This window comes from Stenotrophomonas sp. 22692 (genome assembly GCF_052045015.1).
GTDB classification, from domain to species: domain Bacteria; phylum Pseudomonadota; class Gammaproteobacteria; order Xanthomonadales; family Xanthomonadaceae; genus Stenotrophomonas; species Stenotrophomonas geniculata.
Window position 1 is genome coordinate 397,474 of sequence record NZ_JBQEMR010000002.1, and the last position, 24,377, is coordinate 421,850.

Below are 24,377 nucleotides of genomic sequence, written 5' to 3' on the forward strand. Positions count from 1 at the left end.
CCGGACAGCCGCAGGCTGGTCCCGGGGCGCAACGCGCATCGGGATCGGGTGCAGGGATGCACCCGACAATCCCCCTCTCTCCGCCAGATAAATGAAGAAGCCGCCCAGTGGGCGGCTTTTTTATTTTGGCTGGCGGCAATCGCCGCAGGCACTACCGGACTGAACAGGCGCTGCCGCCGTGGCCGGTCCAACGGCCCGCCCGCCGACGGCGCGCGATCGGCCGCGAGTCATCTGCGCCGGAGCAGTCCCCGCACGCAGGCGCCGACGAACGCCAGCCCCAGCAGCACCCACACGACCGTCATTCCCCACAACGCACCGAACGTATCCAGGACCGGCTCCAGCCGCAGTCGCGCCGGGTCGTACAGCACGCGTACCGGCTGCCCAGGCTCATAGGCGAAAATCATGCCGCCCTGCGGGTACGAGATGCGTTGGCCGGTCGCGGTGGTGAACGCGACCTGCGGATGCGATCCGCCGGCGTTCAGGCGCTCGACCTGGCCATCAACGGCCTGCGCGACCTCCAGGAACTCAAGACGATGCGTCACCTCGAGGGCGGCCACGGCAAGGCTCAACAGGCCCACCGCGCCAAACAGCAGACCGCGCATGAGCTGGGCAGTCCGGGAAAGAGAAGGGTCGGGCGTCACTGGGCAGCTCCGTTGCAGGCAGGAAGACGAATGGGGCCGGCGGATCCTGCCGCGCGGTCAGTCCCATGTGTCGAAAGCATAGCCCGGAAGCCGCCGCGCCCCGCTGCACGCCATCGCGGCCGCATGCGCCTCGCCATTGCCCGCGAACGACGCACCCGCCTGGTACAGGCGCTGCGTCCCGAGCACGGTCATTCGAGTGGGGAGAAGTCACCTGGAAAAGGATCGGCATCGCTCCATGTACCCTGGAACGCTTCGCCCCCTCCCAACGTCTGGACGGTTGAAATGCAGCCGGGCAACTCCATGGCATTTCCCATGAACCTCCGCCTCTACCGCCCCACCGATGCCAGCGCCTGCCTGTCGATTTTCGACAGCAACGTACCCACCTACTTCGCGCCCGAAGAGCGCAGCGACTTTGAACGCTTCCTGCGCGAACAAGCCACGGACTGTGCATTCCAGGTCATCGAGCGCGATGGCAGCATCGTGGCCTGTGGCGGCCTGTCGCGACGCGGCGACGGCAGTGCCGGTTTCTGCTGGGGGATGGTCCAGCGCGCGCTGCACCGGCATGGACTGGGCCGCGAACTGGCACTGGCACGCCTGCGCCAGGCTGAAGCGGATCCCTCGATCAAGCGCATCGCGCTCAGTACCAGCCAGCACACCCAGGGCTTCTATGCCGGGCTGGGCTTCCAGGTGACGCGGATCATGCCCGATGGCCACGGCGCCGGGATCGACCCCGTGGAAATGGAGCGGGAGCTCTAGCGCTCCCGCCCCGGCCCCATCCACGCAGTGCGTGGATCTACCGCTGGCCCGCTCCCCTCAGAAGCCTACGCGCAGGTTGATCTGCCCGCCAACATCACGGCGGCCATCGCCGTGCTGGCCCTGCACGAACATCGACAGCTGGCTGTTGCGGCCGAGCCCAACCGCCACGCCGACCTGACTGACCAGCGCATTGCGTGCCATCACCGCGCTGTAGACGTCGAACGCGTTGCCACCGACGGCGAAGCGGTTGCGGCTGGCCACATCGGTGTCACCCGAGGCGTGCTGCCAGCCGAGGCCGACCGTCAGCTGTGCCGGGAAGCGCTCGCCGCTGCCCACATCCCAACGTCCACGCACGCCCACGGTGCTGACATTGAGCGTGTCCTTGCCGCCTTCCAGCTCCAGTGCAGCAGTGCCACCCTGCTCTACTGCGCGATCGCTGTCGACCCAGTGCTTGGTGAACTGCACGTACGGCTGCAGCTGGGTCCTGCCATGTGTCCAGGTCCAGCTGCCCTCCACCTGCGCGATGGTCACGTCCGAGTCCTGGCGGCTGTACAAGGTCTGGCCCAGCAGCGGTACCTCACGCGTGGTGCGCGTACGGTAGTCGCCGCGCGATACGCTGCCCCCCACCGCGAAGCCGTTGTTCCACTGGCCCTGTGCATACAGGCCGAACGTGTTGCCACGCAGGCGGGCCCGCGAACTGCGATCGTACAGGCGCGTATCCAGCCGCTCGTTGCCTGCGGCCGCACCCAGCACCACGTGCTCGCCCAGCTGCCAGTCCACGCCCGCCATCAGCGCATTGCGGTTGGAGCGGATGTCATCGCCGTTGCCGTCACCGTCCTGGCGGAACACCTTGCCACTGCCGGCCAGCCACGCCGAAGCACGCTCACCACGCACGGTCGGCAGCTCACTGCCCAGGCGCTGGCGGATACCCTCTTCCAGGTAATTGTCGTACAGCAGCACCGCGCGGCTGGCCGCATGCACTTCACCGGACAGCTGGTCGAAGGCAGCGCGCGCGGTACCCGCGTCATACATCAGCAGCGTGTTGTACAGGCCCAGTGCCGAACCACTCTGCGGCAGGCTGTCCAGCGCTGCGGCGGTGTTGTACTGGTTGCGCGTCTTCGCCGCCGTGGTGAATGCCGCGGTCTGCGCCACGTCGATCTGCAGGTTGGCCGTGTTCGCGGTGTAGACCGGGGTGATGGTCAGGAAGGCCGACGGCGTGGTCGCCGAGGCGAACTGCCCGCTCACCCCACCGCCCGCGTTGACCACGGTGTACTGCTGGCCCTGCTGGTAGCTGGTGCTCGGCGAGATGGTGTTCACCTGCACGGTGCTCCCAGCCACGTTGGCACTGCCGCCCACCTGCACCGTGTCGCTGCCGGTGGCACCCAGATCGATGCCCAGCGTGCTGCCCGGCGACAGGGTCAGGTTGCCCCCCACCGTGATCGTGCCGGTGCCATTGCCCGCACCGCTGCCGTTGCCCGGACCATTGCCCGGCGACAGCACGCCGCCGCTGGACACCGTCACACCACCGCCGGCGCCACCGATGGTGCCGGTGCCGGACAGCGTGGTGCCGCTGCCGATGGTCCACTGGCCGCCGATGTTGCCGGTGACATTCAGGCCACCGCCGGTGACCTGGCCGGTACCGCTGAAGCCACCGCTGTTGCCGCCCAGGTTCAAGCCCCCCGGGCCGGCCTGCACGATGCTGCCACCACCACTGATGGTGCCGCCCAGCGTGGTGGTGCCACCGGTGTTGATGATCAGGCCACCGTTGTTGGTGATGTTGCCGGTGACCGAACCGCTGGCCCCGCCGTTGCCGACCTGCACCGTGCCACCTGCATTGATGGTGGTGCCGCCGGTGTAGGTGTTGTTGCCGGTCAGCGTGATGGTGCCGTTGCCGGCCTGGGTCAGGCCACCGCTGCCACTGATGGTGCCGCCAACGGTGGTGTTGCCACCTACGTTGAACACCAGGCTGCCGTTGTTGCTGACGTTGCCGGCAATCGATCCGCTCGCGCCGCCGTTGCCAACCTGCAGCGTGCCGCCGGTGCTGATGGTGGTGCCGCCGGTATAGGTGTTGTTGCCGCCCAGAATCAGCGTGCCGGTGCCTGCCTGGATCAGGCCACCGCTGCCGCTGATGGCGCCGCCGACGGTGGTGTTGCCACCCACGTTGAACACCAGGCTGCCGTTGTTGGTGACGCTGCCGCCAATCGCACCGGTCGCGCCGCCATTGCCCACCTGCAGGGTGCCACCGGCAGTGATGGTGGTCGGGCCGGTATAGGTGTTGTTGCCGGTCACGGTCAGCGTGCCGCTGCCGGCCTGGGTCAGGCCGCCGCTGCCGCTGATGGTGCCGCCCAGCGTGGTGTTGCCCGCCACGTTGGACACCAGCGTGCCGTTGTTGGTGACGTCGCCCACGATCGAGCCGGTCGCACCGCCGTTGCCAAGCTGCAGCGTGCCACCAGCATTGATAGTGGTACCGCCGGTGTAGGTGTTGGTGCCGGTCAGCACCAGCGACCCACTGCCCGCTTGGGTCAGGCCACCCGTACCGCTGATGGTGCCGCCCAGCGCGGTATTGCCGGCCACGTTGGAAATCAACGCACCATTGTTGGTGATGTCACCGGCAATCGAACCTGTGGCGCCGCCGTTGCCGACCTGCAGCGTGCCACCCGCATTGATGGTGGTGCCGCCGGTGTAGCTGTTGTTGCCGACCAGGGTCAGCACGCCAGCACCGGCCTGGGTCAGCGCGCCAGTGCCACTGATCGCACCGCCGACCGTGGTGTTGCCACCGACATTGAACACCAGGCTGCCGTTGTTGGCGACGTTGCCGGTGATCGCGCCGGTCGCACCGCCATTGCCGACCTGCAGCGTGCCACCGGTATTGATGGTGGTGCCGCCGGTATAGGTGTTGTTGCCGGTCAGGGTCAGCGTGCCGGCACCGGCCTGGGTCAGGCCACCGGTACCGCTGATGGTGCCGCCCAGCGTGGTGTTGCCGGCCACGTTGGACACCAGCACACCGTTGTTGGTGATGTCACCGACGATCGCACCGGTCGCGCCGCCATTGCCGACCTGCAGCGTGCCACCGGCATTGATGGTGGTACCGCCGGTGTAGGTGTTGTTGCCGGTCAACACCAGTGTGCCGCTGCCAGCCTGGGTGAGGCCGCCGCTGCCGCTGACCACGCCGCCCACGGTTGCCGTGGTACCGAGGTTGTAGACCAGGCTGCCATTGTTGGTGATGTCGCCCAGCACCGAACCGGTGCTGCCACCGTTGCCGATCTGCAGCGTGCTACCACCGTTGATGGTGGTGCCACCGGTATAGACGTTGTCGCCGCTCAGGGTCAGCATGCCGGTACCGCTCTGCACCAGACCGCCGGTGCCACTGAGCACACCGCCGAAGGTGGTGCTGCCGTTGTTACCGCCGGTGGTCAGGGTCGCACCGCCCAGCACCACGCCGGATCCGGCTACGCCGGCCAGGCCTCCGATGCTCTGACTGCCACCGGCACTGATGTCCAGCGTGCTGGTACCGGCCAGGTTCACCGTGCTGGCGCCAGACAGGGTGCCGCCCGCGCCCACCGCCAGCGTGCCGCTGTTGATGGTGGTGGTGCCGGTGTAGCTGCTGGCGCCGGTCAGGGTCAGCGTGGCCGGGCCATCCTTGATCAAACCGCCCGCGCCGGAAATCGCGCCGGCCAGGGTCAGGTCATTGCTGCCCAGCACGTCGAGATTCGCACCCGCGCCAAGAGCGACGTTGTTGGCCAGCGTCACCGCCGCATTGGCATCCAGCGAGCCGTTGCCCGCCACAGTGAGTGCACCGCTGCCCAGCGCTGCGTTGTTGCCGACCACCAGCCCGCCGGCGTTGAGGGTGACACCGCCAGTGAAGGTGTTCGCACCGCCCAGCGTCTGCACGCCAGCCCCGTCCTTGATCAACGCGCCGGTGCCACCGATGACACCGTTGAACGCGGTGTTGCCGACGCCGCCGAGGGTCAGCGTGTTGCCGCCCAGCGACACGTTCGAGCCCGTCACGCCCGCCAGCGAGCCGATGCTCTGGTTACCGCCTGCGGAGATATCAAACGCGGTGCCGGCATTGGCCAGGGTGACCGCACCGGTCGCCGCCAGGCTGCCGCCGGCGCCGATCGCCAGCGTGCCGGCATTGATGGTGGTACCGCCAGTGAAGGTGTTGGTGCCGGTCAGGGTCTGGGTACCGGTGCCTTCCTTGATCAGCCCGCCGGTGCCGCCCACGGAGCCGCCGAAGGTGCCGTTGGTGGCATCACCTATGGTCAGCGTGTTGGCGCCCAGATTCACCGTGCCATTGCCGATCAGCGTGCCGAACTGCTGCGTACCGGCACCGGCCGACAGATCGAAGGTCGCGCCGCTGGCCAGGTTGACGATGCCGCTGGCATGCAGGCTGGCCCCGGCCCCCAGCGCCAACGTGCCGGCATTGATGAAGGTGCCACCGGTGTAGGTGTTGGTGCCGTTCAGGGTCAGCGTCGCCAGGCCTTCCTTGGTAAGCGAGCCGGTGCCGCTGAGGTTGCCGTTGAGGGTCAGGTCATTGCTGCCCAGTACGGTCAGGCCAGCATTGAGAACGAAGTTGTTGCCCAGGGTGATCGCGCTGTTGGAATCAAGCGTGGCAGCGCCGCCCACGGTCACCGTGCCGGTACCCAACGCGGCGTTGTTGCCCACCACCAGGCCACCGGCATTAAGGCTGACGCCTCCACCGAAAGTATTGGCACCGGTCAGTGTCTGCACGCCGGCACCGTTCTTGATCAGTCCACCGCTACCGCTGATCACGCCGTTGTACGTGCTGTCGGCCACGCCGCCCAGTGTCAGCGTATTGCCACCCAGCGCCACGTTGCTGCCGGCCACACCGGCCAGCGCACCGATGCTCTGGTTGCCACCGCCGGAGATATCCAGCGTGCCGGCACCGGCAAGATTCACCGCGCCGGTGGGCGCCAGGCTGCCGCCGGCACCGATGGCCAGCGTGCCGCTGTTGATGGTGGTACCGCCGGTGTAGGTGTTGGCGCCGGTCAGGGTCACCGTAGCCGCACCATTCTTGATCAGGCCACCGTCACCACTGATGACGCCACCCAGCGTGAGCGCGTTGCTGCCGAGCAGGTTGAGGTTGGCACCGGCGGTGAGGCTGATGGCATTGCCAAGCGTCACCTCCAGGCTGCTGTCCAGCGTCGCATCGGCACCGACGTTCAACGCGCCGCTACCCAGTGCAGCGTTGTTGCCGACCACCAGCCCGCCACCGTTCAAGGCCACGCCGCCGCTGAACAGGTTGGCGCCGCCGAGCGTGAGAATGCCCGCGCCGTTCTTGACCAAACCGCCGGTACCGGCAATCGCGCCATCGAAGGCGCTGCTGCTGACGCCCCCCAGAATCAGTGAGTTGGCGCCCAGACTGACCGTCGAGCCGGCCACGCCGGACAGCGAACCGATGGTCTGGTTGGCACCGGAGGCCGAGATGTCGAAGCCCGCACCTGGCGCAGCGATGTTCACCGCACCGGTCGCCGCCAGGCTGCCGCCCGGGCCAATCGCCAGCGTGCCAGCATTGATGAAGGTGCCGCCGGTGTAGGTGTTGGCGCCGGTCAGCGTTTCGATGCCCGTACCGACCTTGTTCAGGCCACCGGTACCTGCGATCGAGCCGCTGAAGGTGCCATTGGCGGCGCCTCCGACTTCGATGTTGTTGGCCCCCAGGTTGACCGTGCCGTTGCCGACCAGCGTACCGAACACCTGCGTGCCGTTGCCGGCCGACAGGTCCAGCGTGGCGCCGGTGGCGAGATTGACGGTACCGCTTGCGGCCAGGCTGGCACCGGCGCCGAGTGCCAGCGTACCGGCGTTGACGTTGGTACCCCCCGTGTAGGTGTTGATGCCGTTCAAGGTGAGCGTTGCGCCACCGTTCTTGGTCAGGCTGCCGGTGCCGGAGAGCACACCGTTGAGGGTGAGCGCGTTGGTGCCCAGCACGGTCAGCCCGGCGTTGAGCACAACGTTGTTGGCCAGCGTCGCCAGCCCGGTGGTATCCAGCGTGGCCGCGCCACCCACGGTGAGTGCGCCGGTACCCAGCGCCGCGTCATTGCCCAGCACCAGTCCACCGGCATTGAGTGAGACGCCACCACCGAAGGTGTTGGCGCCGGACAGGGTCTGCACGCCTGCACCCACCTTGACCAGACCGCCACCGCCACTGACCACGCCATCGAAGGCGGCATTGCCGGCCGTGCCGAAGGTCAACGAATTGCCGCCCAGCATCAGCGTGCTTCCGCCCGCACCGTTGAGCGCGCCGATGGTCTGGCTACCGCCGGCACCGGAGATATCGAAGCCAGCGCCTGCGCCCAGCGTGATATCACCCGCTGCGGCAAGACTGCCGCCCGTGCCCAGCGCCAGCGTACCGGCGTTGATGGTGGTACCGCCGGAGTAGGTATTGGCACCGGACAGCGTCAGCGTGGTAGCACCATTCTTGATCAGGCTGCCATTGCCGCCGATCACACCCGACAGCGTCAGCGCGTTGCTGCCAGGCAACGTCAGTGCAACGCCCGAGCCCAACGTGACTGCATTGCCCAGTGTCACCGCAGCGCCTGCATCCAGCGTGGTACTGGCATTCACCCCCAGCGTGCCGGAACCGAGTGCGCCGTTCGCGCCGACCACCAGGCCACCGCCGTTCAAGGTCAAGCCACCACCGAAGGTATTGGTGTTGTTGAGCGTCAGCAGGCCTGCACCGTTCTTGATCAGGCTGCCGTTGCCGGCCACCACGCCACCAAGGGTGAGATCGTTGCTACCGCCCAGCGTGAGCTGTGTACCGGTACCAAAGTTCACCGCGTTGGCCAGGTTCAGTGCCACGGTGCTGTCCAGCGTGGTGGTGCCGCCGATACCCAGCGCACCGGTACCGAGGGCACCTGCATCGCCCAGCACCAACCCGCCCGCGTTGAGCGCAAGACCACCACTGAACGTGTTCGCACCGGACAGCGTCTGCACGCCCGCGCCGGTCTTGACCAGGCCACCGGTACCACCGATCACACCGGCAAAGCTGCCGTCGCTGGCACCGCCGAAGGTGAGCGACTGCGCGCCCAGGGCAAGCTGGCTGCCCGCCACGCCGTTCAACGCACCGATGGTCTGTGCCGCACCGGCTGCGGAGATGTCCAGTATCGCGCCCGCGCCGGCAAGATTCACCGCACCGGCCGCGGCGAGACTGCCACCTGCCCCCAACGCCAGCACACCGGCATTGACGGTGGTGCCGCCGGCATAGAGGTTGGCACCGCTCAGGGTCAGACGTGCCGCGCCGTCCTTGATCAGCCCACCGGCACCGAATACCGGACCAGTGAGCGTCAGGTCATTGCTGCCCAGCACGGAGAGGTTGGCACCGGCAGCGAGGCCGATGTTGTTGCTTACGGTCAGCGCCGTTGTGGCGTCCAGCGAAGCGTTGCCGCCCACGTCCAGCTGACCGGTACCCAATGCCAGTGCATTGCCCAGCTGCAGCACACCCGCGTTGAGGCCAACACCCCCACTGAAGGTATTGGGCCCGTTCAACGCCAGTGTCGCCGCACCGTTCTTGACCAGACCGCCGGTGCCGCTGATGACACCGCCCAGCGCCACGTTCTGGCTGCCCAGCAGGTCAAGCACTGCCCCGGTTCCAAGATTGACGCCGTTGGCCAGATTCAGTGCCACCGAACTGTCCAGCGTGGTATTGGCGCCCACCGACAGCGCACCGGTGCCCAACGCACCGGCATTGCCCAGCAGCAGGCCGCCACCGTTGACGGTCAACCCACCGCCGAAGGTGTTGGCGCCATTGAGGGTCAAAGTAGTGGCACCGTTCTTCACCAGCCTGCCCGCACCGGACACCACCCCACCCAGCGTGATCGCCTGCGAGCCCGGCAGCGACAGCGCGGCACCCGCGCCCAGCGACACATTGTTGGCCAGACTCAGCGGGGCGCTGCCATCGAGAGAGACGTTGCCACCAATGCCCAGTCCGCCCGTGCCGAGTGCACCGCTGTTGCCCAGCAGCAGGGTGCCGGCGTTTGCGCTCAGTCCTCCACTGAAGGTGTTGGCGCCGTTCAAGGTCAGTGTGGACGCGCCATTCTTGACCAGGCTGCCGGTGCCGGTGATGTTGCCGCCCAGCGTCAGGTTCTGGCTGCCCGGCAGGGTCAGCGCCGCGCCGAGGTTGATCGCATTGCCCAGGTTGAGCGCAGCCGTGGTGTCCAGCGAACCGTTGCCACTGACCGTCAGCGCACCGCTTCCCAGCGCGCCGGCGTTGCCCAGCACCAGGCCGCCGGCCGCAAGATTCACCCCACCGCTGAAGGTATTGGCGCCGGTCAGCGTCTGCACGCCACTGCCCTGCTTGATCAGGCCACCGGTGCCGCCGATCACGCCGGCGAAGGTCTGGTTGGTGGCATCACCGAAGGTGAGCGTGCTGCTGCCCAGCGTCACCGTGCTGCCGGCGATGCCAGTCAGTGCACCGATGGTCTGGTTGCCGCCGAGTGAGATATCCAGTTCGGCGCCGGCCCCCGCCAGGCTCACCGCCCCGGTGGCCGCCAGACTGCCGCCACTGGCCAGCGCCACCTTGCCTGCGTTCACGTTCAGGCCGCCGGTGAACGCGTTGGCCCCACCCAGCGTCAGCGTGGAGGCGCCGTTCTTGACCAGGCTGCCGGAGCCACTAATGACACCGCCCAACGTCAGTGTGTTGCCTCCCAGAATGTCGAGCGAGCCACCTGCCCCGAGATTGATGTTGTTGCCCACACTCAACGCCGAGCTGCCATCGAGGGTCACGGCTCCGCCGACGTTCAAGGCACCGGTTCCCAGCGCACTGCCATTGCCCAGCAGCAGGCTGCCGGCATTGAACGCCAGCCCACCACCGAACGTATTGGCGCCATTGAGCGTCAGGGTTGACGCGCCATTCTTGATCAGGCCGCCAGCGCCGCTGATCACCCCGTTGAACGTGAGCGCCTGCCCGCCAAGCAGATTCAGGTTGGCGCCCGATCCGAGGCTGACAGCATTGGTCAACGCCAGCGCCGTGGTGCCGTCGAAGGTGGTGTTGCCGCCGACAGAGAACGTACCACTTCCCAGCGCGGCCGCATTGCCCAGCAACAAGCCACCTGCGTTGAGCGCAACACCGCCAGTGAGGCTGTTGACGCCGGACAGGGTCTGCACGCCGGTACCGAGCTTGATCAGGCCACCGGTGCCTGCGGCGAACGTGCCGCTGAAGCTGGTATTGCCCAGCCCACCCAGGGTCAGCGTGTGGCTGCCGAGATTGACCGAACCGCCGAGGCCGGCCAGCGAGCCGATGGTCTGGTTGGTCGCCGCTGAAAGATCCAAGCTGGTGCCAACGCCCAGCGTGATCGCACCGGTGGGCGACAGGCTGCCGCCCGCGCCCAGCGCCAACGCGCCCCCGGCCAAGGTGAAGTTGCCGGTCAGCGAATTGGCACCATTCAAGGTCAGCGTGCCCGCGCCGTTCTTGGTCACGTTGCCGGCACCGGAAATCGAGCCACTCAATGTCAGCGCATTGCTGCCCAGCAGGTTCAGCGAGCCCCCACCGTTGATCACCAGATTGTTGCCCAGGTTGAAGCCAGCCGTCGTATCCAGCGAGGCGCTGCCACCGACGGTCAGGTTGCCGCTGCCGAGTGCACCGGCATTGCCCAGCAGCAGGCCGCCCGCATTGAGGTTGACGCCGCCGGAGAACACGTTTGCGCCGCCGAGAGTAACGATGCCGGTGTTGTTGACCGTCAGTCCACCAGCGCCTGAAAGCACGCCACTCAGGCCGAATGCATTGGTCCCTGCCAGGGACAGATTGCCACCGAGGCTGAAAGCGTTGGTCAGGTTCAGACCGGCCGTGGAGGAGGCGATGGCACCGCCGTTGGCGGTGAACAGCCCTGTGCCGAACGAACCGGCATTGTTGAAATTGATCAGGCCATCATTGAGCGTCGTCGGCCCCGCACCCGCCCACGCACCCTGCAGGTTCCAAGTGCCGCTGTTGACCGTCAGCTTCTGGAAGTTGACGTACTGGTTCCAGCCCACCGTGGTCGGCGCACCACCGGTGCCGGAGCCGGGGCCAGAGGGACTGTTCTGCAGCACCAGGCTGTTGTTGCTCGCCGAGCCGCCATCAACCTGGCCCGCGGCCGCCAGATTGACACCCACGCTACCCACGGTACCGGCGATACCCACGCCGGCGTTGTTCACGCTGGAACCAGACACCGCTGTGAACGTATTGCCTGCCGTAGAGTTGCCCAGGTGCACGCTGCCGTTGATCGTTCCGGCGTTGAGGAAGGTGTTGCCGTTGGTCGCCGAGGCGGACCCGGCAAAGCCGACACGACCGGTGATGCTGCCGGTATTGGTGAACTGGGTCTGCGCGCCGCCATAACTGAGAATGGCCGGGGCATCGGCGGCGGTGAACAGACCCGCACCGAAGATCGACATGCTCACCGAGCCATTGTTGACGACGGTGCTGGTGCCGCCCGCAGCGTTCTGCACCACCAACGCCTGTCCACCGAAACCGAGGAGCGAGGCGATATTGACCAGGCCGTTTATCGAACCACCGGCCAGATTGTTCACGTTGATGGCATTGCCACCGACCGTCGCGTTGCCCAGCACCATGCCCGACGCCGCCAGGCTCAGGCCACCGCTGATGGTGGGATCGACCGTGCCCTGGTTGTTCACGGTAATGCCGTTGCCGTTCAAGGTCACCGCACTACCACCCACGATCGGCGGCACGCTGAGCTGGGCGCCGGTCTGGATATCCAGGGTTACGCCATTGATGCTGTTGGCCAGCGAGTTGGTGCTTGAGCCTGTCGGGCAAGTGACTGTGTTGCCGACGGTGTTGCACGCTGCGAACGCCGAACCGCTGGCCAAGGTGGCTGCCAGTGCGACCGCCAGCTGATGCGCCCGCAATCGCGGTGGCCGCTTCGCGGTAATCGCACTTCCGCCGGGATTCTGGGCGACCTCCGAGGCAACCTGCATTACGCCGAGGGCACGATTGAAAACCAGACGGTAAATGCGGTTCATCGGTAAATCTCCATGAAAAGACCGGATGGCACTGCGGGCAGGTTTTTTGAAGACGATGCGGTTCATCCCGGCTCCCGATACGGGAACAAGGCCTGGCGGCATTAACTCCTGAAAATCTTCACATCTTCACGCGACGCCCCCTGGAAAAGGTGCGCCGGCGTGTCCGTCAAGGCGAAAACTCCCCGGTTTCGCATGACGAATGGCGGCACTGTGCGTCCGATGGCGCCAGCGGCATGTGAATCACGCTCGTTATTTTCATGACGTGCGTCAAATAAAACGAGCGGACAAAATGGCTTTGCCGAAAATGCATATACCTGCAGGACGCGGGGAATCCATTCCCCGCTCAACTAAATGCATTCAGCTGCTGGAGAGTTTCATCAGCACCAGCCCGGACACGATCAAGACCGCTGCACCGATCCGCATCGGGCTGACCTGCTCACCGAGGAACACGATGCCGACCACGAACGCGCCTACCGCACCGATGCCGGTCCAGATCGTATAGGCGGTACCCAATGGCAGGCTGCGCATGGCCACCGCCAGCAGCCAGAAGCTGGCGATCATGCCGATGATCGTGACCACGGTGGGGGTGAGCTTGGTGAAGCCTTCGGACTGCTTCATGGACACGGCCCAGACGATTTCCAGCAGGCCGGCGAACAACAGATAGATCCAGGCCATGACAGCCCTCCTCTTGGTAGGGCCAGGCCGTCCTGGTCATTGATTCCCGATGTGGGGGAGGTCGTTCCTCCTGGCCGGCATTCTAGCAACGCCGGTCGCGCCGGGGCGTTGCCAGCAGACGCGGGTTACAGCCGATTCAGTGCACGAAGCTGGCGTCGATGTACCTGCCTGCGCTATAGTTGCGTTCTGCCATCGGCCAGCCGATGTGCAGTCCGGCTGTGGTCTCCGGCGCATCGCGCGCTGCTTCCCCTGATCGGTGAACCGGCCGCCCACTGGGCGGCCAACGTCTCTATGGTGGCCCCGTCGGCCCCTCGCGACGCTAGGTCGAAAATCCCGCCAGGGCCGGAAGGCAGCAACGGTATCGATCGACGCGGGCGCCGAGGTCAGCCGGCGGGGCCATCGCCTTTTCCGGCGACGCCCGCCTCTGGTAGATGCCAACCTTGGTTGGCGCCCTTTGCCGGGCATGGCCCCGCGCTACTGCGCTTCCGGCGTACCCTGGTGGAACACCATGCGCCATCCGTCCCCATGCCGGCGCCACAGCGAACTGCGCAGTACCCAGCCTTGCGGCTGGCCATCCAGGTAGTAGCGGCTGCGATAACGCACCTGGGCCAGGTCTTGCGTCAGCAGCGAGACCGCGTACTGCTCCGATTCGATCCGCACCTGCGCCCGTTCCAGCGGGATCTCCGCCAGCGCAGCTGCACGGTCGTAACAGCGGCCGGAACTGCCGATCTCGCTGAAATCCTCGTCCAGCAGGGCCGCAAGGGACTCGCGATCCCCCCGCACCTGCGGCGCATGCAGCGCGCGTTCCAGCGCCTCCAGTTCGGCCGCCAGCGCCGCGTCGGCGGGCTGGCCAACACCGCTCACGGCGGATCCTGCGCCAGCACGTGCGGCGCCGTCGGGCTCGCCAACCGCACGCACTGCCCCGGCTGGGCGACGCGGTGACCGCGCGCGGCCAGCGCCGCACCGTCAGCCACGCTGGCGTAGTGGTAGAGCATCATCCGGGACTGCAGCTCGGCGCTGTACTCGCGCTCCAGGTCGTCCACACCGGTATGCGACGGGTTGCCGTGCAGGCCGCAGTCGTGCGCGATCAGTTCGTTGTCGTTGGCGAAACGGGCCAGCATCTCCGGAATCGGCCGGGTATCGCCGCTCCAGGTCAGCGCGCCCTGCAGACGCAAGCCATAGGCCGTCTCCGGCCAATGGTGGCGCACCGGGAACACCTCCAGGCGCACGCCTTCATGCCAGAACGCCTCACCCACCACGATCAGCTGGAACGCATCCCAGAAGTTGGCGCCGCCCTCGGCCAGCACGTTCGGGTAGTCCCCGATGCGCTTGTGCAGCAGCGGCACCACCGTGGCAGGCACATACAGGCGCACCTTGCCGCGCCGGTGCGCATTGAAGAAGGTATCGACGAACAGGCGCTCGAAGCCCGCCACGTGGTCCAGGTGCACATGGGTGACGAACAACGCCTGCGGCATGTGGCCGTAGTGCGCCTTGAACGCGGTCAGGCCTTCACCGCCGCAGTCGATGGTCAGCCACGGACGCCCGTCCCGCTCGATCACCGACATCGGCGACCCCAGCTCGACCGCCGACGCATTGCCGACGCCGAGGAAACGCAACGACCAGTCCATCAGGTGCCCCGGTTCCAGGCCATGTCATAGGCGCGGCGCAGCCGCGCGAAGTCCTTCTGCACGTCTTCCATGCTGCGCTCGCCGCGCAGCTTGATCAGCGAGCGCAGCAGGCGCTTGAGATTGCGTTCGCGCCAGGCGGTCGCCGGGATGCGGATCACCCCGCGGTCGAAGTCGATCAGCCAGCCATGGCCATTGCCGTCGAACAGGATGTTGTGCGCATTGAGGTCGGCATGGTCCAGGCCGGCACGGTGGAAGCGCGCGATCAGCCGCCCGGTTTCCTCCCACGGTGCGCCCCGGCCAGCGACCAGCGCACGGTCGGCCAGCGAACGGACACCCTCGATCCGCTCCATCAGGATCGCGGCCCGGTAGCGCAGGCCCTCGCGCATGTAGAACGCGGCGATCGGCCGTGGCACCGGCAGCTTCTTCTCGCGCAGCGCGCGCATCAGCCGGAATTCGGCGAAACTGCGGGTGCGGTCCGCGCCGCGCCAGAAGTACTGGTCATGGCTGATCTTCGCCGCCAGGCCACCGCGCAGGTAGTGGCGCAGTACGCTGGGGCCGAACGGCGCATCGACCAACCAAGCGCTGCCACGGCCGCCCTCACCCACCGGCCGGGCCCTGCTTCCCCAGTGCTGGGGCGAGAACAGGCCGATCTCGGCTTGCCGCAGCCGCTCGCGGTCGAACAGAATGGCCCCGATGCCGCGACCCTCGCGGCATGGCGTCAGCGCTTCATTGGCGTCGAATGCGACCATTTCATTGAGTCTAACAACACATGGCATCAGCGTCCTCCTCCTTGTGCCTCCTGCGCCTGTCCGCACTCGGCGATGTCACCCACGTGGTGCCCCTGGTGCGCACCCTGCAGGCTGCGCGTCCGGACACGCCGATCCACTGGATCATCGACAAGGCCGGCCACAAGCTGCTCGACGGCCTGCCTGGCGTCACCTTCCATGCCTACGACAAGAAGAGCGGCATGGCCGGGGTCAAGGAACTGCGCAGGCAGCTGCCACCGGGGCGCTTTGAAGCGCTGCTGCAGATGCAGGTGGCGTTCCGCGCCAACCTGCTGTCGGCCTTCATTCCAGCAGAGCGTCGCATCGGCTACGACCGCAGCCGATCGAAGGATCTGCACGGTCTCTTCATCAACGAGCGCATTCCCGACCGCCCCGGCATCCATGTGCTGGACGCCATCGGCAGCTTCTGTGAACCCCTTGGCCTGCGCCAGGCCGAGGTCAGCTGGGACCTGGCGGTGCCGCAGTCCGCGTATGAGTGGGCCGCCGCGCAATGGCAGGACGATGGCCGACCGGTACTGATGATCTCGCCCTGTTCCAGCCACGTGCGCCGCAACTGGTATGCAGACCGCTATGCAGCCGTGGCCAACCATGCCGCACAGCGCGGTTGGCGGGTGGTGCTGTGTGGTGGCCGCAGCGAGCTGGAGCGCAGCATGGCCGATGCCATCCAGGCCCAGCTGCACACGCCGGCACTGGACCTGGTCGGCAAGGACACCTTGAAGCAGCTGCCGGCACTGCTGGCCCGCGCCAATCTGGTGATGACCCCGGACTCGGGCCCGATGCACATCGCCAACGCGATGGGCGCCAAGGTACTGGGCCTGCATGCGGCCAGCAATCCGAACCGCAGCGGTCCCTATTCCGACCGCCGCTACTGCGTGGACCGCTACGATGATGCGGCGCGCAAGTACCTGGCCAAGCAGGCCGCGGATCTGAAGTGGGGCACCAAGATCGAGTTCGACGATGTGATGGAACTGATCACTGTCGAAGACGGTATCGCTGCGTTCGAACGCTACGTCGCCGACCACCTGGGGTGAGCGGCAGGCTGCCGGGGATTACGCGCGCTGCGCGTAATCCTGGTAGGACTTCTCTTCCACGTACGCCGAACCCAGCGCCAGGTTGATCGCCTTCTTGATGCGCGCGCGTTCGTCGTTGCGCAGGTAGACACTGCGCGCCAGGTCGATGAAGCCCTGATCGAACGCCTGCGCCTTCTCCTTCAGGCGGATGTCGTCCTCGATGTCCCACAGCTGCTCGTTGACCGTCTTCAGCTCGGCACGCAGCTTGGCGATGTCCTTCACCGCCGCCGGGTGTGCCATCCAGGTCTGCTCCAGCGCCGACAGCTCCTTGCGCACATTGGCCAGCTTGCCCTCGTCGCTGATGCGCTCGGACTTGATCTGCAGGATCGAGATCTTGTCCAGCAGCTCGCCGAAAGAAACGGGGACGAGGATTTCAGCGGTCATGGGGAAAAGCTCCAGCAGGTGATGCGTGCAGTTTAACCCGCAGCTCGCGATGGGACAGGTAGATCCATCTGGAGGAACAAGCCCCTCTGTTGAGGGGCTGCCCCGACAGGGCGGGGAGAGGCCGGCAAAGGGAGGGCCCACGCGTTGCACAGCAACGCGTGGGGCGACGCGCAACGCGCGTCGCGTCCCGCGCCAGATAAAGAAAAAGGGCCGCCTTTCGGCAGCCCTTTTTCTTTATCTGGCGGAGAGGGGGGGATTCGAACCCCCGAGGCGCTATAAACGCCTGCCTGATTTCGAGTCAGGTACATTCAACCACTCTGCCACCTCTCCGGGTGGTCCCCGGCGGACCGGGGACGCGCATCATACGAGGAAGTGAGGCCGACGACAAGTCATTCCGGCCAACGAAGTGAAAATTTCCTGAGCGCATGCCTTGCCGGATGCGTGCCGTCACCCGATGATGCCTGTCTCCCCAGCAACACCCCGCCCCAGCCCCCCATGATCGAATTCGGACACCTCACCCACCCCGGCATGCGCCGCGAGCTCAACGAGGACACCTACTACGGTGACAGCGAGCTGGCCTTGTGGCTGGTGGCCGACGGCATGGGCGGACCCGCCTGCGGCGAAGTGGCAAGCGCGCTGGCACGCGAGACCATCGTGCGCGAGATCCGCCGCGGCGCGCCGCTGGCGCAGGCCATCCGCACCGCCGACGAAGAGATCATCCGCGCCTCGCGCCGACGCAACGACACGCTGCCGATGGGCACCACCGTGGTTGCCGCGCGCGTGCAGGGCAATCGCTATGAAGTGGCATGGGTCGGCGACAGCCGCGCCTACCTGTGGCGCGACGGCCAACTTGCGCAGCTCAGCCAGGACCACAGCGTGGTGCAGGAACTGGTCGCGCAGGGCAACCTGACCGCCGAACAGGCACGCGCACATCCGCATCGCAACGTGGTCACCCAGGCGCTGGGCGTGACCGATCCGGCGCATCTGAACGTGGCCACCACCAGCGGTGAACTGCGCCCGGGCATGCAGCTGCTGCTGTGCAGTGACGGACTGACCGAGGAAGTGGACGACCGCGGCATCGCCCGCACCCTCGCCCTCGACGATGCCAGCGCGCAGGAGTGCGTGGATACGCTGGTCGCGGCCGCGCTCGACGGCGGTGGCCGCGACAACATCAGCGTCATCCTGGTGCGCTGCCACTGAACCTGGTGCATGAGCCGAGCATGGGCTCGGCTCTACAGTAGATCCACGCCACGCGTGGATGTTTATGCGCTGGCGGGCTCTTCCACCTTCGGGCCATCCCACAGCGCGTGGCCAGCCTTCTTGCGCAGCCGCTCCAGCCGCGCGGCATGCGCTTCCAGTTCCGACGGCGTGGCCACCACGCGCGGGCGCGGCAGCAGCTTGCTGGTGTCGAAGGCCTGCAGCGCCGCACCGGCACCACCGCCATCGTCATCGCCCAGGCCGAAGCCGATTTCCTCCTGGCCCGAGGTCAGCGCGATGTAGACGTCGCCCAGGATCTGCGCATCGAGCAGGCCGCCGTGCAGTGCACGGTGCGAGTTGTCCACGCCCAGCCGCTTGCACAGCGCATCCAGCGAATTGCGCTGGCCCGGGAAGCGCTCGCGCGCCATCACCAGGGTATCGATCACGGTGCAGCGGTCGGTGATCTTCCCGTACTGCGGCCCCAGCAGCGACAGCTCGTTGTCGAGGAAGCCGAGGTCGAACGCCGCGTTATGGATGATCAGTTCGGCGCCATCGATGAAGGCCAGGAACTCGTCGGCGATCTGCGCGAAGTCCGGCTTGTCATCGAGGAACTCCAGGGTCAGGCCGGTGACTTCCTGCGCGCCCTGTTCGAACTCACAGTCCGGCTTGATGTACTGGTGGTAGTTGTTGCCGGTCGGGCGGCGCTTGAACAGCTCCACGCAGCCGATTTCGACAATGCGGTTGCCCTTCTTCCACTCCAGGCCGGTAGTTTCGGTATCGAGGATGATCTGACGCATGGGCTCAGTTTACCGGGCTGGCGTCGCGGATCTGGATCGCCGCGTTGCGGGCCAGGGTATCCACCCGCTCATTGTCGGGGTCGCCGGAGTGCCCCTTCACCCACCGCCAGTCGATCTGATGCCGCAGCGTGGCCGCCTGCAGGCGCTCCCACAGCTCGCGGTTTTTCACCGGATCGCCACCGGCGGTCTTCCAGTTCTTGCGGATCCAGCCCGGCATCCACTGGGTCAGGCCCTGCCTCACGTACTGCGAATCGGTATAGAGCACGATGCTGCACGGCTCGGTCAGCGACTCCAGCCCGGAAATGGCCGCCATCAGCTCCATCCGGTTGTTGGTGGTGTGCGCCTCGCCACCGCTCAGCTCACGCTCGTGGCCCTTGTAGCGCAGCAGCGCAGCCCAGCCGCCGGGGCCGGGATTGCCAAGGCAGGAACCGTCGGTGTGGATTTCGATGGTTTTCAATACAACTCCAGAATCAGGTAGCTACGGTGCCGTGCCAGCGCACCGGCAGCGGTTTCGGCCCGGGCAGGGCCAGCGTGCGTTTTTCCGCATGGAACAGGCAGGCCGCACGCAGCGGTGCCCAACCTCCGGGACGACGGCTGCCCGCACCGCGCCAGAGCGGGCCCAGGTAACGCATATCGTCGCACTCCAGCCCATGACGGCCGAGCAGCAGGCGGATCCGCTGCGGCGTGCGCACCACCAGCCCATGCTGGCGCCAGCGCGTGCGGTACGGGCTGAACGGATTGAGGCTGCTCAGCCACAGGTGGCCGCCCGGCATCAGCACGCGCTCGCACTCGTCGAGCAGCCGATCAGCGTCGGCCGCGGTGACATGCTGCAGCACGATCGCATTGACGCTTTCATTGGCCAGCGGCAACGGCAGCGCGCAGCGGGTGTCGCCGGCATAGCCCGGCCCCTGTCGATACAGGCGCAGGCCGCGCCCACCCAGCTGCGCATCCTCCAGCCAGGCCGCACTCGGCGCGATCCACAGCCAGGGCTGCGCCGGCAGCACCGACAGCTGCGGCAGCAGCAACTGTCGCTCCAGCACGCGCAAGGCCTCCGCCGGTTCACTGTCGAACCACGGGGTCTGGCTCGCTTGACGGGTACTCTGCAGCGCGGGCATGGTCCAATTCTATGCGACTGACTGCCCTGCCCGCATTTGCGGATAACTACATCTGGACGCTGATCGACGACGAGGGTGCTGCCGTGGTCGTCGACCCCGGTGATGCCGCGCCCGTGCTCGCGCTGGCCGATCAGGGCCTGCGCGTGGACACGATCCTGCTCACCCATCACCACGACGATCACATCGGTGGCGTGCCGCCATTGCAGGCGCGATTCCCCGGCGTGCGGGTCGTCGCGCCGGCCGAGGAGCGCATTCCCACGGCGACCGAGCGGGTCGGTGAAGGTGAACGCGTTCAGGCATTGGGCCAGACGTTCCACGTACTATCCGTGCCCGGGCATACCCGCAGCCACATCGCGTTTCACACTGCTGAACATCTTTTCAGCGGAGATTCGTTGTTCAGCCTGGGCTGTGGACGCCTGTTCGAAGGTACGCCGTCCCAGCTGCTGGCGTCGATGCGCAAGCTGGGTGCCCTGCCCGCGCAACTGCTGCTTTGTTGCGCTCATGAGTACACCGTGTCAAATGCCGTCTTCGCGCGGCATGTCGACCCCGCCAACGCTGCCTTGTGGCAGCGCCAAGAGGAGGCTTTGGCCATGCGCCGCGATGACCGTTCCACCCTGCCGGTAACCCTGGCCAACGAATTCGACTGCAATCCCTTCCTGCGTGTGCACGCTGCACCGATCCGTGCGTCGGTATCGGCACACCTGGGCCGTGACGTCGTGGACGACGTCGACGTGATGGCCGGTCTCCGGCACTGGAAAGACGGCTTCCGCGCATGATGCGCCGAAGTCTGCCGCTGGCCCTGGGCCTTGCCCTGGGGCTGGCCGGAACCGCGGGCGCACAGTCGCTGGGTGCCGGCATCAGCCAGAACCTGACCGCTGCTGCGGCCCTGCCGCTGGACGCTTCAGCGCTGCCCGCCGCTTCGGTGCGCAACGGCCAGGAGATCTTCACCAGCTTCCGCGACGGCCTGGCCGAGCCCAGCTGCGATGCCGAGGCCACCAGCCCGCGCTGGCAGAAGCAGTTCGCCCACGCCCCCTCGCGCCTGGCCAACCAGGATGACGATGCGCTGGTGCTGTTCGGCTATGTGGTCGAAGAGCTGCGCAAGGCCAACCTGCCCACCGAATTCGCGCTGATTCCGTTCGTGGAAAGCGGCTATCGGCCCAATGCCCGCAACGGCAGCGGCCCGACCGGCCTGTGGCAGTTCATCGCCACCACCGCGCGCAACCACCGTGTGCCGATGGCCAACGGCTATGACGGCCGCCTGTCGGCGGTTGATTCCACCCAGGCCGCGGTGCGCTACCTGAAGACCCTGCATGGCATGTTCGGCGGCGACTGGCGCCTGGCCACCATGGCCTACAACGCCGGCGAGTACCGGGTACTGCAGTCCATGCGCAAGGCTGGCATGAACGCGCAGAACGCCAAGCCGGCAGCCCTGCCGGGCCTGTCGCCGGTCACCCATGCCTATGTCGAGAAGCTGCATGCCCTGGCCTGCGTGCTGGAAGACGTGGAAGACCAGCCGGGCGTGATGGCCTCGCTGGACCGCACCGTGCCGGTGCTGAAGGACCACACCCTGCCGGCCGGCACCAGCGTCCAGCAGTGGGCCGCACAGCGCGCGCTGGACCCTGCCAGGATCGCCCGCCTCAACCCGGCCCTGGCCGCCGGCAACCGCGCCTCTGGAACCACCCGGGTGCTGGCCCCGGTCTCGGCTGCCAATGCGACTGTGACGGAAACCGCGACCACACTGGTGGCCAGCACCGCACCGGTTGCCACGACCACGCCGACGCCGCAGGTGGCCAAGACCGTCGCCGCGATCGCCGACCGCCCGCGCAGCCGCCGCCACACCGTGCGTGATGGCGAGTCGGCATGGACCATCGCCCGTCGCTACGGCATGCCGGTGAAGGCGCTGCTGTCACTGAACGGCCTGAGCGGCAGCAGCGTGCTGAAGCCGGGCGCGGTACTGCGCGTCGAGGATTGAAGCAGGCGCGGTTCCGGCCGCGCCCTGCCCTGCTTCCTGTAGAGCCGAGCCCATGCTCGGCTTTTTCATGTTCGCGCCCTGCCGGGGTTCATGACAGGCCGAGCATGGGCTCGGCTCTACAGTTCAATTTCCAGCATCGCTCCCAATAAAAAAGGCCCGGCATTGCCGGGCCTTTCTCGTCCTGCCCGCCGCGAGGCTTACAGGTTCTCTTCGGTGGTCTGGATCACGAACTTCTTGCGCATCGCCTCGACGTAGGCCTTGGCTGCGGCCATGCCATCGATCTGGCTGAGCTGGTCCTTGAGCTGCTTCTGCTGCTCGGCAGTCACTTCCTTGATGTCGCCCGGGTTGACCTTGTTCACCGCGAACAGCAGCGCGTGGCCGTTGACATCCACCTTGCCGTAGCTCGGCTTGCCCTCGGCCGGCACCGGCGCGCTGAAGATCGCGCGGTTGATTTCCGGAGTCGGCACCGGCTGGCTACGCGGCAGGCCTGGCATCGGGCTCAGCTGCAGCTTCTCGCTGGCAGCCAGCGACTGCAGGGTGGCACCGGCCTTCAGCTTGGCCAGCACGGCGTCGGCGGCCTTGTCGCTGGCCTGGCGCTGGCGGTCGGCGCGGATCGCGGCGATCACCTGTTCGCGCGCCTTGTCCAGCGGCATGGCCTGTTCCGGAGTGTGCGCGGCCACGCGGATGACCACACTGTGGTTGGTCGCGCCGCCCAGGGCGATCGGGTCGCTGGCGGTCCCGTCCTGCACCAGCACGTCGGAGAACGCGGCACGCAGCACGGCCGGGTCAGCGGCGATGCCACTGGCAGTGGCACGGGTGATCGGGCCCAGGGTCTGCAGCGGCAGGTTCACTTCCTTGGCCGCAGCAGCCAGATCGCTCGGGCTCTTGTTGATGGCATCGACCAGGCGGCCGGCCAGCTCGTTGAAGCCGCGCTCGCCGTCAGCCTTCAGCTGCTCGGCGGCCAGCGTGTCACGCACTTCCTCGAAGGACTTGCCTTCGCCACCGCGCACCGCGGCGACCTTGATGATGTGGTAGCCGAACTCGGTCTTGACCGGGCCAATCACGTCACCGGCCTTGGCGGCGAACAGCGCATCTTCGAACGGCTTGACCATCGCGCCGCGTTCGACCCAACCCAGGTCACCGCCCTGCCCCTTCGAGCCCGGGTCTTCCGAGTTGGCCTTGGCCAGTGCAGCGAAGTCGGCACCGGCCGCCTTGGCTTCGGCAGCGATCTTGTTCGCCTTGGCTTCGGCGCCGTCACCGGTGATCAGGATATGGGCAGCCTGGCGCTGTTCCGGCGAGGTGAACTTCGCCTTCTCGTCTTCATAGCGCTTGCGCAGGGTCGCTTCGTCGGCCGCGGTCGGTGCCGGCAGGTTCGCGCCGTTGATCTCGACATACTCCAGCGAGACGCTCTCGGCCTGGCGGAAATCCTTGCCGTGGCTGTCGTACCACTGCTTGATCTGGGCGTCGGTGACCGGCGCGGTATCGGCCGGCACTTCCGGCAGCGCGGCCAACTCGACGTCGCGGGTTTCACCCAGCAGCTTCAGCAGGCGCTCGGTCTCGGCCTGGGTGACGAAGCCCGAGTTCTGCAGGCCCGACGGAATCACCGACTGCTGCAGGCTCTCGCGCACCAACTCCTGGAACTGCGTGGGCGTACGCGGCGGATTGCCACCGGCCAGGGCCAGGCGATAGTTGTTCTCGTTGAACTTGCCGTTCGAATCGAGGAAGGCCGGGATGGTGGCGATGTACTCGCGCACCGCACCGTCGCCCACCACGACACCGGCCTGCTCGCCCACCAGGCGCACGACCTGCTCGTCGATCAGCTGATCGAGCACGGCCATCTTGTTTTCAGTGCTTTCGAACGCGCGCGGGTCGAAGTTCTCACCCTGCTGCTGGCGCTCGCGCATGCGCTCCTGCTCGAAGCGGGTGCGGAAATCCTGCGCACTGATCTCGTGGTGCTGCCACAGCATGCGTACCGGCCACCACGACGGCGCCGAACGCCACCAGGTCGGCGGCGCGGAAACCTTGGCCACGTTCTGTGCGCCAACGCCACCGAGGTAGCTGTTGTCGATCACGAACAGGAACGGAATCATCAGCAGCCCCAGGATCACGGTGACGATCCAGCCTGAGGTCTTGTCGCGGAGTTTCTGCAGCATGGTGAGAATCACAAGGCCTGATTGGCGAGCCCGGCAGTGTAACCCGCTTCGCCGCAGGGACCAAAAGCAGCGCCGGCGCGGCCTGCGCCGATCTTCGTGGACCTGCACCATCAGCACATCGGCAGGCCTGCGGCACGGCCCAAAGAAAAAGCCCCCGGCTTGCGCCGAGGGCTTTTAAAGTTGGCGGAGCGGACGGGACTCGAACCCGCGACCTCCGGCGTGACAGGCCAGCATTC

General features: G+C 66.8%; 16 protein-coding genes, 1 tRNA gene and 1 other RNA gene. 6 read left to right on the top strand and 12 right to left on the bottom strand.

Annotated elements, in window-relative coordinates:
* Window positions 1–227: 227 nt before the first annotated feature.
* Window positions 228–602, bottom strand: coding sequence for a DUF3592 domain-containing protein (locus ACTJJM_RS04215; protein WP_440865171.1), 375 nt, complete (start codon window positions 600–602; stop codon window positions 228–230).
* A 351-nt stretch (window positions 603–953) separates the two neighbouring features.
* Here ACTJJM_RS04215 and ACTJJM_RS04220 point away from each other — a divergent pair, with 351 nt between their 5' ends.
* Complete coding sequence (locus ACTJJM_RS04220; RefSeq protein ID WP_440865172.1) at window positions 954–1,397, top strand: GNAT family N-acetyltransferase; 444 nt, start codon at window positions 954–956, stop codon at window positions 1,395–1,397.
* 57 nt (window positions 1,398–1,454) lie between these two features.
* On the opposite strand, the gene ACTJJM_RS04225 is transcribed toward ACTJJM_RS04220, so the two are convergent.
* Both ACTJJM_RS04225 and ACTJJM_RS04230 read right to left on the bottom strand, forming a co-directional pair.
* The gene (locus tag ACTJJM_RS04225; protein WP_440865173.1) at window positions 1,455–12,365 is read right to left on the bottom strand and encodes an autotransporter-associated beta strand repeat-containing protein; all 10,911 of its coding nucleotides are present in this window, start codon (window positions 12,363–12,365) and stop codon (window positions 1,455–1,457) included.
* Window positions 12,366–12,722: 357 nt separating this feature from the next.
* Entirely contained in the window at window positions 12,723–13,040 is a 318-nt protein-coding gene (locus ACTJJM_RS04230) for a DMT family transporter (protein ID WP_010483859.1), read from the bottom strand.
* A 300-nt stretch (window positions 13,041–13,340) separates the two neighbouring features.
* Here ACTJJM_RS04230 and ffs point away from each other — a divergent pair.
* Window positions 13,341–13,437: signal recognition particle sRNA small type (ffs, locus tag ACTJJM_RS04235), an RNA gene on the top strand.
* Window positions 13,438–13,514: 77 nt separating this feature from the next.
* Here the strand turns inward: ffs and ACTJJM_RS04240 are convergent.
* Genes ACTJJM_RS04240 through ACTJJM_RS04250 form a run of 3 tightly spaced genes read right to left on the bottom strand, consistent with a single transcriptional unit; the run spans window position 13,515 to window position 15,417 of the window.
* Window positions 13,515–13,904: a nuclear transport factor 2 family protein gene (locus tag ACTJJM_RS04240; RefSeq protein ID WP_010483861.1), complete on the bottom strand. Its 390-nt coding sequence runs from the start codon at window positions 13,902–13,904 to the stop codon at window positions 13,515–13,517.
* Window positions 13,901–14,668: an MBL fold metallo-hydrolase gene (locus ACTJJM_RS04245; RefSeq protein ID WP_010483863.1), complete on the bottom strand. Its 768-nt coding sequence runs from the start codon at window positions 14,666–14,668 to the stop codon at window positions 13,901–13,903. Before ACTJJM_RS04245 ends, ACTJJM_RS04240 begins: the two co-directional genes overlap by 4 nt.
* Window positions 14,668–15,417, bottom strand: coding sequence for a 3-deoxy-D-manno-octulosonic acid kinase (locus ACTJJM_RS04250; protein WP_010483865.1), 750 nt, complete (start codon window positions 15,415–15,417; stop codon window positions 14,668–14,670). Before ACTJJM_RS04250 ends, ACTJJM_RS04245 begins: the two co-directional genes overlap by 1 nt.
* Window positions 15,418–15,437: 20 nt before the next feature.
* Here ACTJJM_RS04250 and ACTJJM_RS04255 point away from each other — a divergent pair, with 20 nt between their 5' ends.
* On the top strand, window positions 15,438–16,484 hold the full coding sequence (locus ACTJJM_RS04255) for a glycosyltransferase family 9 protein (RefSeq protein WP_010483867.1): 1,047 nt from the start codon (window positions 15,438–15,440) through the stop codon (window positions 16,482–16,484).
* Window positions 16,485–16,502: 18 nt separating this feature from the next.
* Here ACTJJM_RS04255 and ACTJJM_RS04260 read toward each other — a convergent pair whose 3' ends face one another.
* Entirely contained in the window at window positions 16,503–16,907 is a 405-nt protein-coding gene (locus tag ACTJJM_RS04260) for a DUF6165 family protein (protein WP_010483869.1), read from the bottom strand.
* 239 nt (window positions 16,908–17,146) lie between these two features.
* Window positions 17,147–17,237: transfer RNA gene (locus ACTJJM_RS04265), tRNA-Ser, on the bottom strand.
* Window positions 17,238–17,402: 165 nt separating this feature from the next.
* Here ACTJJM_RS04265 and ACTJJM_RS04270 point away from each other — a divergent pair.
* The gene (locus tag ACTJJM_RS04270) at window positions 17,403–18,107 is read left to right on the top strand and encodes a protein phosphatase 2C domain-containing protein (protein WP_049453595.1); all 705 of its coding nucleotides are present in this window, start codon (window positions 17,403–17,405) and stop codon (window positions 18,105–18,107) included.
* Window positions 18,108–18,169: 62 nt separating this feature from the next.
* On the opposite strand, the gene dnaQ is transcribed toward ACTJJM_RS04270, so the two are convergent.
* The 3 genes from dnaQ to ACTJJM_RS04285 are packed head-to-tail and all read right to left on the bottom strand — an operon-like array spanning window position 18,170 to window position 20,016.
* On the bottom strand, window positions 18,170–18,901 hold the full coding sequence (gene dnaQ, locus ACTJJM_RS04275; protein WP_010483873.1) for a DNA polymerase III subunit epsilon: 732 nt from the start codon (window positions 18,899–18,901) through the stop codon (window positions 18,170–18,172).
* Window positions 18,902–18,905: 4 nt separating this feature from the next.
* Window positions 18,906–19,358, bottom strand: coding sequence for a ribonuclease HI (gene rnhA / locus ACTJJM_RS04280; protein WP_010483875.1), 453 nt, complete (start codon window positions 19,356–19,358; stop codon window positions 18,906–18,908).
* Between the two features lie 13 nt (window positions 19,359–19,371).
* Window positions 19,372–20,016 (bottom strand): methyltransferase domain-containing protein, encoded by a 645-nt coding sequence (locus ACTJJM_RS04285; protein WP_010483877.1) that lies wholly within the window; start codon window positions 20,014–20,016, stop codon window positions 19,372–19,374.
* Window positions 20,017–20,027: 11 nt separating this feature from the next.
* Here ACTJJM_RS04285 and gloB point away from each other — a divergent pair, with 11 nt between their 5' ends.
* Together gloB and ACTJJM_RS04295 are read left to right on the top strand one after the other, a co-directional pair.
* Window positions 20,028–20,792, top strand: coding sequence for a hydroxyacylglutathione hydrolase (gene gloB, locus ACTJJM_RS04290; RefSeq protein ID WP_043398189.1), 765 nt, complete (start codon window positions 20,028–20,030; stop codon window positions 20,790–20,792).
* On the top strand, window positions 20,789–21,988 hold the full coding sequence (locus ACTJJM_RS04295; protein ID WP_010483881.1) for a lytic transglycosylase domain-containing protein: 1,200 nt from the start codon (window positions 20,789–20,791) through the stop codon (window positions 21,986–21,988). The genes gloB and ACTJJM_RS04295 overlap by 4 nt, the downstream gene beginning before the upstream one ends.
* A 197-nt stretch (window positions 21,989–22,185) precedes the next feature.
* Here ACTJJM_RS04295 and ACTJJM_RS04300 read toward each other — a convergent pair whose 3' ends face one another.
* A complete protein-coding gene (locus ACTJJM_RS04300; RefSeq protein ID WP_235651148.1) occupies window positions 22,186–24,141 on the bottom strand; it encodes a peptidyl-prolyl cis-trans isomerase in 1,956 nt (651 codons plus the stop codon).
* Window positions 24,142–24,377 lie beyond the last annotated feature (236 nt).

What these genes read in the sequence shown, in the direction of transcription:
- ACTJJM_RS04270 (WP_049453595.1), top strand. Translation starts at nt 17,403, where the DNA reads ATGATCGAATTCGGACACCTCACCCACCCCGGCATGCGCCGCGAGCTC.
- ACTJJM_RS04285 (WP_010483877.1), bottom strand. Translation starts at nt 20,016, where the DNA reads ATGCCCGCGCTGCAGAGTACCCGTCAAGCGAGCCAGACCCCGTGGTTC.
- ACTJJM_RS04225 (WP_440865173.1), bottom strand. Translation starts at nt 12,365, where the DNA reads ATGAACCGCATTTACCGTCTGGTTTTCAATCGTGCCCTCGGCGTAATG.
- ACTJJM_RS04295 (WP_010483881.1), top strand. Translation starts at nt 20,789, where the DNA reads ATGATGCGCCGAAGTCTGCCGCTGGCCCTGGGCCTTGCCCTGGGGCTG.
- ACTJJM_RS04230 (WP_010483859.1), bottom strand. Translation starts at nt 13,040, where the DNA reads ATGGCCTGGATCTATCTGTTGTTCGCCGGCCTGCTGGAAATCGTCTGG.
- dnaQ (WP_010483873.1), bottom strand. Translation starts at nt 18,901, where the DNA reads ATGCGTCAGATCATCCTCGATACCGAAACTACCGGCCTGGAGTGGAAG.
- ACTJJM_RS04220 (WP_440865172.1), top strand. Translation starts at nt 954, where the DNA reads ATGAACCTCCGCCTCTACCGCCCCACCGATGCCAGCGCCTGCCTGTCG.
- ACTJJM_RS04260 (WP_010483869.1), bottom strand. Translation starts at nt 16,907, where the DNA reads ATGACCGCTGAAATCCTCGTCCCCGTTTCTTTCGGCGAGCTGCTGGAC.
- ACTJJM_RS04245 (WP_010483863.1), bottom strand. Translation starts at nt 14,668, where the DNA reads ATGGACTGGTCGTTGCGTTTCCTCGGCGTCGGCAATGCGTCGGCGGTC.
- ACTJJM_RS04250 (WP_010483865.1), bottom strand. Translation starts at nt 15,417, where the DNA reads ATGGTCGCATTCGACGCCAATGAAGCGCTGACGCCATGCCGCGAGGGT.
- ACTJJM_RS04215 (WP_440865171.1), bottom strand. Translation starts at nt 602, where the DNA reads ATGCGCGGTCTGCTGTTTGGCGCGGTGGGCCTGTTGAGCCTTGCCGTG.
- gloB (WP_043398189.1), top strand. Translation starts at nt 20,028, where the DNA reads ATGCGACTGACTGCCCTGCCCGCATTTGCGGATAACTACATCTGGACG.
- ACTJJM_RS04255 (WP_010483867.1), top strand. Translation starts at nt 15,438, where the DNA reads ATGGCATCAGCGTCCTCCTCCTTGTGCCTCCTGCGCCTGTCCGCACTC.
- ACTJJM_RS04300 (WP_235651148.1), bottom strand. Translation starts at nt 24,141, where the DNA reads ATGCTGCAGAAACTCCGCGACAAGACCTCAGGCTGGATCGTCACCGTG.